The organism is Janthinobacterium agaricidamnosum (assembly GCF_003667705.1).
In the GTDB taxonomy this organism is placed as follows: domain Bacteria; phylum Pseudomonadota; class Gammaproteobacteria; order Burkholderiales; family Burkholderiaceae_D; genus Janthinobacterium.
The window spans coordinates 2,791,195-2,804,335 of record NZ_CP033019.1 but is presented as its reverse complement, the minus strand read 5'-3'; the positions used below and the strand labels follow the sequence as shown (position 1 = coordinate 2,804,335).

9 protein-coding genes are annotated in these 13,141 nt (G+C 55.2%); 6 read left to right on the top strand and 3 right to left on the bottom strand.

Annotated elements, in window-relative coordinates; all coding sequences use genetic code 11:
• Window positions 1–2 precede the first annotated feature (2 nt).
• Window positions 3–1,523 (bottom strand): efflux RND transporter periplasmic adaptor subunit, encoded by a 1,521-nt coding sequence (locus D9M09_RS12575; protein ID WP_100429651.1) that lies wholly within the window; start codon window positions 1,521–1,523, stop codon window positions 3–5.
• Window positions 1,520–2,845, bottom strand: coding sequence for a TolC family protein (locus D9M09_RS12570; RefSeq protein ID WP_100429652.1), 1,326 nt, complete (start codon window positions 2,843–2,845; stop codon window positions 1,520–1,522). Before D9M09_RS12570 ends, D9M09_RS12575 begins: the two co-directional genes overlap by 4 nt.
• Before the next feature lie 977 nt (window positions 2,846–3,822).
• Between D9M09_RS12570 and D9M09_RS12565 the strand changes: the two genes are divergently transcribed.
• Both D9M09_RS12565 and D9M09_RS12560 read left to right on the top strand, forming a co-directional pair.
• The gene (locus D9M09_RS12565; protein ID WP_070223724.1) at window positions 3,823–4,494 is read left to right on the top strand and encodes a heavy metal response regulator transcription factor; all 672 of its coding nucleotides are present in this window, start codon (window positions 3,823–3,825) and stop codon (window positions 4,492–4,494) included.
• Entirely contained in the window at window positions 4,491–5,948 is a 1,458-nt protein-coding gene (locus D9M09_RS12560; RefSeq protein WP_121669441.1) for a heavy metal sensor histidine kinase, read from the top strand. Before D9M09_RS12565 ends, D9M09_RS12560 begins: the two co-directional genes overlap by 4 nt.
• A 418-nt stretch (window positions 5,949–6,366) precedes the next feature.
• On the opposite strand, the gene D9M09_RS12555 is transcribed toward D9M09_RS12560, so the two are convergent.
• On the bottom strand, window positions 6,367–6,636 hold the full coding sequence (locus tag D9M09_RS12555) for a metal-sensing transcriptional repressor (RefSeq protein ID WP_100429715.1): 270 nt from the start codon (window positions 6,634–6,636) through the stop codon (window positions 6,367–6,369).
• Between the two features lie 69 nt (window positions 6,637–6,705).
• Between D9M09_RS12555 and D9M09_RS12550 the strand changes: the two genes are divergently transcribed.
• The 4 genes from D9M09_RS12550 (at window position 6,706) to D9M09_RS12535 (ending at window position 12,897) form a co-directional block, all read left to right on the top strand.
• The gene (locus D9M09_RS12550) at window positions 6,706–7,101 is read left to right on the top strand and encodes a hypothetical protein (protein ID WP_100429655.1); all 396 of its coding nucleotides are present in this window, start codon (window positions 6,706–6,708) and stop codon (window positions 7,099–7,101) included.
• A 104-nt stretch (window positions 7,102–7,205) separates the two neighbouring features.
• Complete coding sequence (locus D9M09_RS12545) at window positions 7,206–8,468, top strand: TolC family protein (RefSeq protein ID WP_100429656.1); 1,263 nt, start codon at window positions 7,206–7,208, stop codon at window positions 8,466–8,468.
• Entirely contained in the window at window positions 8,465–9,637 is a 1,173-nt protein-coding gene (locus tag D9M09_RS12540) for an efflux RND transporter periplasmic adaptor subunit (protein WP_100429657.1), read from the top strand. Before D9M09_RS12545 ends, D9M09_RS12540 begins: the two co-directional genes overlap by 4 nt.
• Entirely contained in the window at window positions 9,637–12,897 is a 3,261-nt protein-coding gene (locus tag D9M09_RS12535) for a CusA/CzcA family heavy metal efflux RND transporter (protein ID WP_100429658.1), read from the top strand. The genes D9M09_RS12540 and D9M09_RS12535 overlap by 1 nt, the downstream gene beginning before the upstream one ends.
• The last annotated feature ends 244 nt before the right edge of the window (window positions 12,898–13,141 follow it).

Genomic DNA, 13,141 nt, shown 5'->3' with positions numbered 1-13,141 from the left:
GCTTAATGTGCATGTTCGGCGCTGTCTTTGCCCTGCTCCGCCTTGAGGACGAAGCTACCTTTTGCCGCATACGTAGTACCAGCAGCAAGACCCTTTACGATCTCGGTGTATTTCCCATCGCTGCGGCCGGTCTCCACTGGCTGAGCGAAAAAGCCGCCATCGATGCGGATATACACGGCTGGACTACCTTCGACCGTCTGGATTGCATCGCTGGCCACCGCAACAGGTACTTCGCGCTCATCGGAGGTCATGTCGACATTGACGAACAGGCCCGGGCGCCAGGCCAGTTTCGGGTTGGCCAGGGTGACTCGGGCTTTAGCCGTGCGTGTCTGTTCTCCAAGCAGCGAACCGACATAGGAAACGACACCAGATGCCTCGGAATCCATCGTGGTTGCCTTGACGAGTGCTTTCGTACCAACGCGCACAGTGCCGAGATCCTTGGCGGGAACGATGATTTCTGCCCATACCGTTGACAGATCCGCAATCGTGAATACGTTCACATCGGCGGCCACAGATTCGCCTAAAGTAATGTGCTTTTCGATGATTGCACCATCGAATGGCGCACGCAGTTCAAAGCGGTTCAATGCACCGGAACTAGCACCAGAGGCACCAATGGCGGCGATTTTTTGAGAAGCGTTCTGAGCAGCTATTTCCGCTTCGCGCAGCCCCTGCTGGGCTTGCAAATAATCCTGCTCTGCGGAAATTTTGTCTTCCCACAATTTTTTCTCACGGTCGTAGGTCAATTTCGCCATCGCCAGGCGCTTTTGCGCACCAAGCGATTCGCTGCGCATTTCAGACAAAACGGTGCTGGCGATGATTGCTAGAACTTGTCCTTTCTTTACCTGCTGACCAAGGTCGACGGCCACACTTTCAACTACACCTTGCAAACGGGGCACGATGTGTGCAGTACGGTCTTCGTTGAAGCGCACTTCGCCAGCTAGTTGAAAGGCACTATTAATACTCGCCGTACCGGATTTTGCTACCATCACCCCAGCAGTCTTGATTTGAGCATCAGTCAACTCAATTTTGCCTTCCTCGCTTTGCAACTTGATCGGGATCGTGACGCCGCCCTTACGGACAGTAATGAGAGCATCAAAAATATGCGGTTCGGCAATGCTCTCTTTGGCCAGCAAACTATCTTTGTCGACTGCGAATTCAAAGTTCATCACCTGGCCGTCAGCGCGTTTGATTTGCTCGGTCGCAGTGGCGGTAGTCGGCGCGACGGGTTTGCCATTTTCGTAGAGCCATAAGCGATGGCGAGCTTCTCCCTTCTCTTCTGCAAGGATGACTTCAACGGTAGTCGCCCCTTGGACAAACAATTTTCCGCCATGGCTGCCTTTGCCGGCGCCTCCTCCAACGCCTTTCTCTTTTTCATCTGCCTTGGCGGTAGTTTCAGTGTCCGTCCCTTCCGGGGCGCCGCCGGATTTACCAGTAAATAAAATGGCGGCCAACAGCACAGCGCCGATTGCTACGATCGCCATCATCGCGCGCAGCGATTTCTTTTCAATGTTCGGTGTTTTCATTTTGTTTCCTGATATGAGATCGCAGGTGCAATCAAAGTGCCATTCGATTCAACGCGTCCGATAATGCGATCGATGTCGGCGGCGGAGCGATGTGATTCAGCGAGCGCGCGTACATATTGAGTTTTTGCCTGGAAAAGTGTGCGCTGTGCATCAAGGACATCCAGGAAGCTAAATTTTCCGAGTTCAAACCCTTTTGAAGCTGCCTCATATGCACTCAGCGCTCCTGGCAGAATGTCGGTCCGCAAAATTGTCAATTCGGACTGCGCAACACTGAGGCGTGCAGTTGCCTCAGCAACTTCCGCTGACAATCTGTTCTCTACTGCCTTCAGCTCATCTCTGGCTTTGTCTGCTCGGCGCAAGGCTGCGAGGACGTTGCCTTGATTACGATCGAAAAGTGGCAACGGAATCGATAGCCCCAAGATGGTGCGACGCGGCCCGACTTGACCAAGTTGTTCGTCACGCTGGGTTCCAACGATCAGATTTACATCAGGAATCCTGCGGCTGCGTTCTACCTTAGTCAACGCCTCTTGGCGATCAACTTCCAGACGTGCCCGGAGAGTCTGTGGGGCTGTCGGAAGGCGATTATTCAATTCATTAGAGGTAGGGACAGCCTGTGCTGGCATTTCAAGTGCGACAACGGAATCAAACTGGGGTGTCTGGCTTCCCCAAGTTGCAGCGAGACGCCGTTTGGACAGCGTCAGATCATTGGCAGCCTGATTGAGTTCAATCTTGCTGCTTGCTTCCGCCACACGAGCCCGGGTTTGCTCTACCGGAGACACCTTGCCTGCCATCACACGCCGCGCCGCTGCATCGCTGACGCGCTGCGCAAGTTGCTGTGATGCAAGCGCAAGTTGATAGCCCTCTTGAGCCGCTACGACGTCGAAAAAAGCAGTCACGACGTCAGCGCGCAACGAGGTACGGTACCCGGCCAGATCGGCAGAGGCAATATCTCCTCCGAGGCTCGCTGCCGCCATGCGGGCAGCACGTTTGCCACCCAGCTCCAACGGTTGACTGAATTGTATAGTTCGTGTCCTCTGTTCTTTTTTAAGACCCTCCGAAACAAAGGAAAGCTCAGGGTTAGGTCGGGTACCCGCCTGGATCAATTCGCCAGCGGCGATATCAATATCACGCATGGCTGTCCGGAGCCCAGGGTTGCCCTCAAAGGCGAGTTTGATTGCTTCTGCCAATGTCAATGCAGAAGCGCCTTTATGAGCAGCCGCTGGGGCTGCCGTTGCAACTGACGGTACTTCCGTCTGTGCAGCCGCTTGCAGCGGAAATGCGAGTACGATCGCAAGCACAAGCGGCAAAAATGATGGTCGCATAGAATTCTCCAAAAAATAAAATGGGAAGAATCCGGCGACGACACGCTCACCTGTAGTGGTGATCTACAAATACGAAGATGTATATGAGTCTATGTCGCCGGACTAGGCGGCAACATGCCACTGAGGGCGCTCAGGTAAGTCAGGATAGGGAGGGGGTAGTGCTCGAACTAATAACGGCGGGGAATGAATTGCCGTCAACGGCTCCTCGAAATTGGAAGCCCAAGTGATCATGCCTACCAAGCCATGCGAGCACGATGGGCAGTCAAGATGAACAGCCGATTTCTTTGAACTGGAAGAGGAAGAACCACAACAAGTATCTTTGGATGTTTTGTGTTCGTGCTGGTGATGCCCAAAATGCAAACTTGCTTTACCGGTCTCATGCAAGCAATATGCGCTCGCAATTCCCCAACTCATCTGGAGAGCGAAAGCGACAGCAAGAATATAGAGGAAGCGTTTGAGCATGACTGATTATAACTGGATATTACTTGGGATGTGATACATGCTAAACGCCAGATCAGCAAGCTGTTGCTACATAACTAAACCATTTAATTTGCCTTTAAGATAATATTTATTGGGTGAGGAGGCACGTTCTAACAACAGCTTTATCGATTCTTCCTGACTCGCATCCATGTCAGCAACCAAAAGCCTGAACACTGTCTTTTTCCTTGTTTTCATAGGCCCGCCGTGCAAATATCGTACATTCGAATGCATCATTTTCCATAATGCAGGATTTTCTCTACCAACCCGAACGGCCGAAGGGACATCGTCGAGGAAGGCTTGCAAGTGCCAGCAAGGCCATCAATACTTATCTGATTTTTGGCTCTAATAGGTTCGAAAACACGTTGATTCTGACAAAAATGTAATGTTGGCGTCAGACGGTTGTCACTTGGTCGAAGTAGACTCAACGCAAAAACGCTGACCAGAAGTCCCATATGCTGTCAGATGTCAATAATTAGCTTGCTCAGTGGAACAACAACATGCGTCTATTAGTGGTGGAAGATGAACAAAAGGCAGGCGAATATATTCGCAAGGGTCTCACCGAGTCAGGTTTTATAGTCGATCTCGCCACCACCGGCCCAGACGGGCTTCATGCTGCGACCGTGTCACAGTATGATCTGATCGTCCTTGACGTCATGCTTCCTGGCCTTGATGGCTGGCAGGTGATATCGGAGTTGCGCAAAACCATTGATACGCCGGTACTTTTTCTGACTGCGCGGGATGGCTTGGATGACCGCGTTAAGGGACTTGAACTCGGCGCGGATGACTACCTGGTAAAACCATTTGCTTTTGTAGAGCTTCTTGTGCGCATCCGCACACTGCTTCGGCGAGGTCCAACTAGGGAACCAGATCTCTTACACGTCGCCGATCTGGAGCTAGACGCTCCCAAGCGGCGAGTCATTCGGGCTGGGATCCGCATCGATTTGACTGCAAAGGAGTTTGCCCTCTTGCATTTGCTGCTGAAGCGCGTCGGTCAAGTTTTGTCGCGGCCACTGATTGCCTCTCAAGTCTGGGACATGAATTTCGACAGTGATACCAATGTTGTCGATGTTGCGATACGTCGCCTGCGGGCGAAAATTGATGATCCGTTTGAAGTTAAGCTTATCCATACAATCCGCAGTATGGGTTATGTTTTGGAAGACCGGCGGTGAGGGTCAGCAACTGGTCTCTCACCGCGCAGTTGGGAGCACTCTTTGCCTTTATTTCAGTGTTTGTGTTTTCCGTGCTTGGCATTTACCTTTATCAGGCGCTGGCAAGCCAACTCCAGGAACGGGACGATACCAACCTCGTGGAGTGCATTCTATTCATCAGACACGTTTTAGAGGAAACGGCTGATGTCGACTCGATCCGCCTGCATCCTCATCGTTTTTTGGAGGCAGTTAACATTCACGGAGAGTTTTCGTTGCTGATACAAGCTAAGAATAGGGAGATCTTGGTGCGTAATAATGTCCAGTACTCGTTCACGGATGCCGCCGCACCGATACCTGCAGCTGTGATACCTGAACCATCGCATGTTCGCAATGCCGTACAGCGCAACGAGCAAAATTTGCGAGTCATCCGTGCACTGGGTTCTGTTGGCGCCACCGGTACGGAAGTCACCATCACGCTTGCCCGCAGTAGCAATGGCCTTGCTGCGGTCTTAGCTACTTATAGATTGAAAGTTGTTATTGCAGGACTCATCGGCGCAGTGCTGACAGCGCTACTGGGCTTTATTGTCGTTCGTTGTGGCTTGGGGAAAGTGAAGTTATTTGCAGGTCAAGCACAACAGATTACGGCGCATAACCTTGAAATACGATTGGATGCACAATCGGCACCTGCTGAGCTAAGGGTTCTGGCCGATTCGTTTAACGAGGTGCTTAACCGCCTGCAAAGCAGTCTCAATAATCTGTCCGAATTTGCTGGCGACCTTGCTCATGATTTACGCACGCCGCTGAACAACCTGATGGTTCAGACCGAAGTCGTGTTATCTCAACCTAGAGAAACCGAGGAATATCAAAACCTGCTTTCATCTAACTATGAAGAATTTGGGCGGCTAGCGAGAATGGTGGAAAGCATGTTGTTCTTGGCTCGTGCAGATCACGATCAGGTTGCACTATCGACGGAACAACTGGACGCTCACGGCGAGCTCACGCGCATTACCGAGTACTTCGAAGGCCCCGCCTCCGAGGCTGGGGTTCTCCTTTTGCTGATTGCCACCGGCACGGTGCATGCCGACGCACACCTGCTGCGCCGCGCAGTAAGCAATCTGGTCTCCAACGCTATTCGTTACACGACAAGAGGCAACACCATCGTGTTGCGTACGGTGGCTGATCAAGATGGTGTGCACCTATCGGTTTCCAACACTGGCCCAAGTATTGTCGCGGAAGATTTGCCGCGCCTGTTCGACCGTTTTTACCGATCGGACAAATCAAGATCGAGCATTTCTGCATCAGCCGGATTAGGACTGGCCATCGTCAAGTCGATCATGTCCTTGCATCACGGAAGTGCTCAAGTTCAGAGCGAACAGGATGGTGTAACGACATTTACTTTATTTTTTCCAAGTGCCTCAGCGTCTGTACCTAGCGGCAATTGTCGGCAGCGACAAACGGGCAAGACTTTCTCCTGAGTGGCAGGCTACGTCGGAATAGAAACTTCAACGAGATATTAAAAAGTTTAATGGGATATTAGGTCGTTTTAATAAAAACTTGTATAAACAGCTGAGTGTTTCCGTGACAGTGGCAGCGTGGCGTGATTTGTAACATCGGTTCATTTTTTTGATTAACAAAGAAAAAAGTGCCAAACACTCGCTCGTTGACTTTTCAACCCCCTCGATCACCTTGCTGATGTTGCAAAAGCGTAAAAAGTTGCCGAGGTCCGTCTTTGTGGCCAATGCTGGCTTGGCGGCGCTGGAAATGTCGCATAGTTGATCGAATGAAGCGGAAACCAGGCCGTTTCGCTTCCACAAAGCTTGCTACCGTGAAGGCAGTGCCATGCACTTTCCTTCTAACGTGCAGGATTGCCAAAATTGTCAAAAAATCTACTATCTATAAGTACTTGGCGATAGCTCTGAATTCCGCAGCAACATTTCGGTCATGCCCTTGTGTATCGGCACTGGTAACGGTCAGGCATTCACTGATATGGTCGTGTATGAGTGCTTTTTTGGCCGAACCGATGGCACTTTCGACTGCCTGCAACTGTTGCGCGATTTCTACACAAGGGCGATCCTCCTCCAGCATGGCGACAATGCTGCTAAGGTGGCCGCCGGCACGCTTGAGGCGCTTTATGATCGCTGAATGCGAATTATGAATTGACATGGTATCCTCCCTAGGGGATATAATACTACACATACTTTGTTTGTTGCCTACCGACGATATCCTTCGCACATGAAGAAAGCGCTACTCATCTTGATGATGTTTTTGCTTCCCTTGCAATCGCTGATTGCTGCGGAACGCAACTTCGCTCACGTCATGGAAGGCTACAACACATACGGGATCGGCTTCGTCGCCAAGCACATGACGGAGCATTCCTCCGAAATTCTCCATCACCACGATCTCGACGACGCTGGTGACGACGACGGCGACGTCCATCTCGACGATTCTCAAAAATCATCCCGTCACCTGTCCGACTTCGAGCACGGAAACAGCATGAACTTGCTGTTCCCTCCGCCATTTCAGCTGCCGCTGGTTCTCGATATTCGTATCGCCCCTGAAGCATTTCTCGACACTTTTTCCGATCGAGCCACATTACCGCTGTTACGTCCTCCTCGTTCGCCCGTCTAACACGCGGGCTGCCCTCCTTCACATTCCTGTAAAGCGCATGAACGCCTGACGTTCATGCTGCGGCCCGCTGCACTGCACTCTTTTTAACAAGCAGGGGCTTAACTATGTACAGGTTATCCGTGAGTCCGTGCGCACTTGCGCGCGGCAAACTGACAGGCATCGTCCTGTCTCTATTCGTGGGCGCTGCCCAAGCGGCCGACGCGCCATCGCTGGCTGCACTATTGCAACAATCTGAAACGCAGGCACCGGCGCTGCTGGAGCAGGCCGCCACGGTGCGCGCTGCCGGCGCCGATGCGCGCCAGGCACGCGCCTGGGCTAACCCTTCGCTGGGTTACACCGGCGAAAATCTTGGCGCACCCAAGATGGACGGCGTCAGCCAGCGCCAAGACACTTATACCTTAACGCAGGTATTCGAGATCGGAGGCAAGCGCAGCGCCCGTATCGAAGCGGAGCAACGCAAGGCCGATGCGGTGGGCGCGCGCGAACGTCAGATTCGCATTGCTTTCGCCAATGAATTGGCAGTCGCCTACGCCACGGCAGAGGCCATGCAATTGCGAAAACAAGTGGCCGATGCCGAACTGGCTCGCGCCAACGATGACTTTCGCGCGACAACGGCGCTGGTGCAAGCCGGCCGTGAAGCCCAGCTGCGCTTGGCACAAGCGCGCGCCAGCGTATCTGCCGCCGAAGCAGCGGTTCAGTCGGCCGTGGCTGACGCTACTGATGCGCTGGAGCGATTATCTGCGGTAGCTGGCGCCGATCAGCCATACACCGGCATCAGCCATCCGTTTCTCGACCACGCAATAGCACCCCGTAGCGATCAACGCTGGACGACCGACGCGTCGCCAGCGCTGGCCAGCGCGCGTGCAGAAAGCGACGCATTAACGGCGCAAGTGAGGATGGAGCAAAAACGCTGGGTTCCCGATGTGGGTGTTAGCGCAGGCATGCGGAAGTTTGGCTGGAGTAACGAGCGTGCCGCCATCATTGGCGTCAACATCAACATCCCCTTGTTTGATCGCAATCAGCATGGCGTGACAGCCGCGCGTGAGCGGGCCAGCGCCGCCGAACAGCGTGTGGAAGCGGCGCGGTTGGAAGCACAGGCAACGCACCGCGCCGCACAAGCCCGGGTGGTGGCTACAGAGCGACGCCTCCAAGCCGCCGAACAGGGCGAAACTGCCGCAGTCGACGCCTATCGATTGGGGCGAGCCGGCTATGACGCTGGCAAGACACCACTGATCGAATTACTGGCTATCCGGCGCGCATTATCCGAAGCACAGGCTCTCTCCATTGAAGCCCGCTTGGCGCGCGTGCGCGCCCTCGCTACCCTTTTCACGGCCGAAGGCCGCATCGCATTTGGAGTTACACCATGACAGAAAAACCACGTCGCGCCATTAACCTGCCGCTCGCCGCAGCCCTGGTGGCAATCGCTGCCGCCGCCGGCTTCGGCGCCGCGCAATGGACCGGGACCAAAAAGGCACCGGTTGTTGCAGCGGTGGCCTCTTCCACACCTGCTGCGGCCGTAGAGCCGGTACAGGAAGTTAATATTCCTGGTGAATACCTCAAAGCTGCCGGCATCGCGGTTGAAGCCGTTGCTGCAGGCGGTCTGCGCTCCGAGATCCTGGCGCCAGGTTCGGTTGCCGCTCAACCTAACAGCGAAGCCGTCATTGTTGCCCGCGCGGCGGGCAACATCGCACGGATCAATCGCCAGTTAGGCGATACCGTGAAGGCCGGCGAAACGCTCGCTACCGTCGAAAGTATGGAAGCAGCAGGCCTTGCTGCGGAGCGCACCGTCGCCAATGCCAAGGCTGAACTCGCTCGCAAGAACCAAGCGCGTGAAGCCTCGCTATTCGAACAGGGTGTCACGCCGCGTGCTGATCTTGAAGCGGCACAGGCGACGCTGGCCGTTGCCGAAAGCGAGGCACAACGCGCCAACGCCGTGGCTCGTGCCGCGAAGGTGGCCGCCGATGGCAGATCGGTAGCCGTCGTCAGCCCGATCGCCGGCAAGGTCACGTTTAACGCCGCCACACTGGGCAGTTTTGTGCAGCCTCAGACCGAATTATTTCGCGTCGCTGGCACAGGTCCGGTACAGATTGAAGCTGCCGTCTCATCCGCCGACATCATCCGCATCTCCAGTGGCGACCAGGCGACCGTGATAGCGTCCAATGGCATGCCAGTCGATGCCACTGTGCGCTCGGTAACATCGACGGTCAACGGTGCTACGCGCTCCGCGACCGTGATACTGACGCCGACTGCCGCCACCGCGGCGCTGGTCGTCGGCGAAGGCGTGCGGGTACGCCTGCACGTCAAGGGTCAAGGCGACGGCTTGGTGGTACCGGAGGAAGCGGTACAAAACCTTGAGGGTCGTGACGTGGTGTTCGTGCGCAGCCAGAAAGGCTTTCGCATCCAACCAGTACTGGTGGGCATACGTAGCGGCGGTGTGGCGCAGATCGTCTCCGGCGTCAAGGCCGGCGACCAGGTCGCCACTCGCAACGCCTTTCTCGTGAAGGCCGACATGATTAAGTCTGGCAAGGAAGAATAATGATTGATTCCATAATTACCAGCTCCGTTCGGTCGCGTTGGCTGGTCCTGTTCATGACCATCATCGTGGCGGTGATCGGTGCGTGGCAGCTCAATTTACTGCCAATTGATGTCACACCGGACATCACCAACAAGCAAGTGCAGATCAATACTGTCGTTCCGACACTAAGTCCGGTCGAAATCGAAAAGCGCGTGACCTATCCGATCGAGACTGCGCTTTCCGGCTTGGCCGGCGTCGAGACTGTGCGCTCGTTCTCGCGTAACGGTTTTAGCCAGGTCACCGCCATCTTCAAGGAAAATACCGATCTCTATTTCATGCGTCAGCAAGTTTCTGAACGCTTGGCGCGGGCACGGGCAGATCTGCCTGAGGAGGCCCAACCGCAGATGGGTCCGGTGTCTACCGGGCTTGGTGAAGTGTTTCACTATAGTGTGGAGTTCACCCATCCTGAAGGCAAGGGAGCACCGCGTAACGATGGCAAGGCCGGCTGGCAAAGTGATGGCAGCTTTTTGACCGATCAGGGCGAGAGCCTGTCCGACGAAGTGTCAAAACTGGCGTACCTGCGTACAGTCCAGGACTGGATCGTGCGTCCGCAATTGCGTACGACACCGGGTGTGGCCGATGTCGATTCCTTGGGTGGTTACGTCAAGGAATACGTGGTCGAACCTGATTCCGCCAAATTGGTTGCGCTAGGCATTTCGTACGCCGAACTCGCCACCGCACTCGAAGCATCCAACGTGTCGGTGGGTGCCAATTACATTCGTCGCTCCGGCGAAGCTTATCTGGTGCGCGCGGACGGCCGCGCCCGCAGTGCCGACGAGATAGCGCGCGCAGTAATTGCTACCCGTAACGGTGTACCGATTATGGTCAGTCAGGTTGCCAAGGTTACCATCGGTGGCGAGTTGCGCCGTGGCGCGGCAAGTCGCGATGGCTACGAAACGGTGATCGGTAGCGCGCTGATGCTGGTTGGTGCAAACAGCCGCACAGTCGCCAGCGCCGTCGGCGAAAAGCTGAAGGTGGTGACTAAAACGCTTCCTGCCGGCATCACTATCGTGCCAACGCTGGATCGCTCACAACTGGTGGTTGCCACCATTACCACTGTCGCGAAAAATCTGGCTGAGGGCGCGCTGCTGGTGATCGTCATTCTGTTTGCATTGTTGGGCAACTGGCGCGCAGCGATCATCGCCGCATTGGTCATCCCACTATCGCTGCTGATGAGCGCCATCGGCATGAATTCGATGGGGATCTCCGGCAACCTGATGAGCCTTGGTGCGCTCGACTTTGGTCTGATCATCGATGGCGCCGTGATCATCGTTGAAAATACCTTGCGCCGCTTGGCCCAACGCCAGCATCAAGAAGGGCGACTCCTGTTGCTGAAGGAACGTCTGGAAGAAGTGGTGGCGTCATCACGCGAAATGCTTCGTCCCACCATTTACGGCCAATTGGTGATCTTCCTGGTGTTTCTGCCTTGTCTGAGCTTCCAAGGCGTGGAAGGAAAGATGTTCTCGCCGATGGTGATCACTCTGATGCTCGCCCTGGGCTCAGCTTTCGTCCTGTCGCTGACGTTCGTGCCGGCGCTGATCGCGGTAATGATGAACGGGAAAGTGGCCGAGCATGAGGTCAAAGCTATCGTCATGACGAAAAACCGCTATGAGCCGCTGCTGCGCCGTGCTGTAGCGCGACCGCTGCCGTTTATCGGCGCCGGTGTCGCCGTACTGATACTTGCAGGTGTGGCCTTCAGCTTTGTTGGTCGCGAGTTCATGCCTACCCTCGATGAGCATAATCTGAATCTGTCTTCGGTACGTATCCCGTCGACGCCGATCGAAGCATCGGCAGCACTTGACCTGCCGATCGAGCGCGCCATTCTGTCACTTCCGGAAGTCAAAACCGTGTATTCGAAAGCTGGTACCGCCAGCTTGGCGGCCGACCCGATGCCACCGAACGCGTCGGATAACTACGTGATTCTGAAACCGAAGGAGGAATGGCCTGCAGGCATCACCACCAAAGAACAGGTCATCGAACGTATCCGCGCCAAGACTGCGCCTATCATCGGTAACAACTATGACGTCACTCAGCCGATTGAAATGCGCTTCAATGAGCTGATCGGCGGCGTGCGCAGTGATGTCGCCGTCAAGGTCTTTGGTGATGATCTGGACAAGCTCGCCCAAAATGCCAAGGAAATTGCAGCAGTGCTGCGCAAGGTGCCAGGTGCGGCCGACGTGCGAGTGGCGCAAACGGAAGGGTTTCCGACATTCGACATTTCGTTTGACCGTGCCGCTATCGCTCGATATGGCCTGACAGTCAAAGAAGTTGCCGACACTGTGGCCACTGCGCTGGCGGGCCGTTCGGCCGGTCAGATCTTTGAAGGCGACCGGCGTTTCGATATTGTCGTGCGCTTGCCGCCGGCACTGCGCGACAACCTTGATGAGCTGGGTGCTTTGCCCATCATGCTGCCAGCCACCGGTGAACAAGTGCGCCAGTCAGTGCCACTGCGTCAGCTTGTGGAATTCCGCTTTACCCAAGGCTTGAACGAAGTCAGCCGCGACAATGGCAAGCGCCGTATCTATGTCGAGGCCAATGTCGTCGGCCGCGATATGGGCAGCTATGTCGACGAAGCGCAGCAGCGCCTGCAGAAAGAGGTCAAATTGGCGCCAGGTTCATGGATTGAATGGGGTGGCCAATTCCAAAACCTGCGTGCGGCGACCGAACGTCTGATGATCATTGTGCCTATCTGCTTCGTGCTGATCTCTGTCGCGTTGTACATGGCAATCGGAAATGCGATGTTGACGGCAACCGTGCTGACGGCTGTGCCGCTGGCGTTGGCAGGAGGCGTGTTTGCATTGGTACTGCGCGGCATTCCGTTCTCGATTTCAGCAGCAGTGGGCTTCATTGCCGTATCTGGCGTGGCCGTGCTCAACGGCCTGGTGCTCATCTCTGCTGTCAATAAACGGATAGCTGATGGCATGGAAGCTTCCAAGGCGGTAATCGACGGTGCAATGGAGCGTCTGCGGCCTGTCCTGATGACCGCATTGGTGGCCTCCCTGGGCTTCGTGCCGATGGCAATTGCCACCGGCACAGGCGCCGAAGTGCAAAAACCACTTGCGACTGTGGTCATCGGGGGCCTTGTGACGGCCACCATCCTGACGCTGTTCGTACTCCCGGCTATAGCAGGTATCGTTTTGCGTCGTCGCCGTACCGTCAAGGACGATGGGGATACCAGCGGCACCGTGCCTGTACTTGTGGCTGAGCCTAAGCCGGTGTAATGCAATCGCCTGCGACGCCCGCCAATACAAGCGGACGTCGCACTCGAACAGCGAGGAATATGCATGTCGTTTTTTTGATCGTAGCACTGCGTTGGCCGCGTGGTTTACGGCCTTGCTTGCCGGAACAACTGCCGTTGAGGTCGTGACGGTCGGAGTATCGGTGACGCTGGTTGACAGCGCCGTCGCGTTGGCATAACTCATCACCAAGCGACTTCACTCGGAGCATAAGCTGGCGGCCATGTCG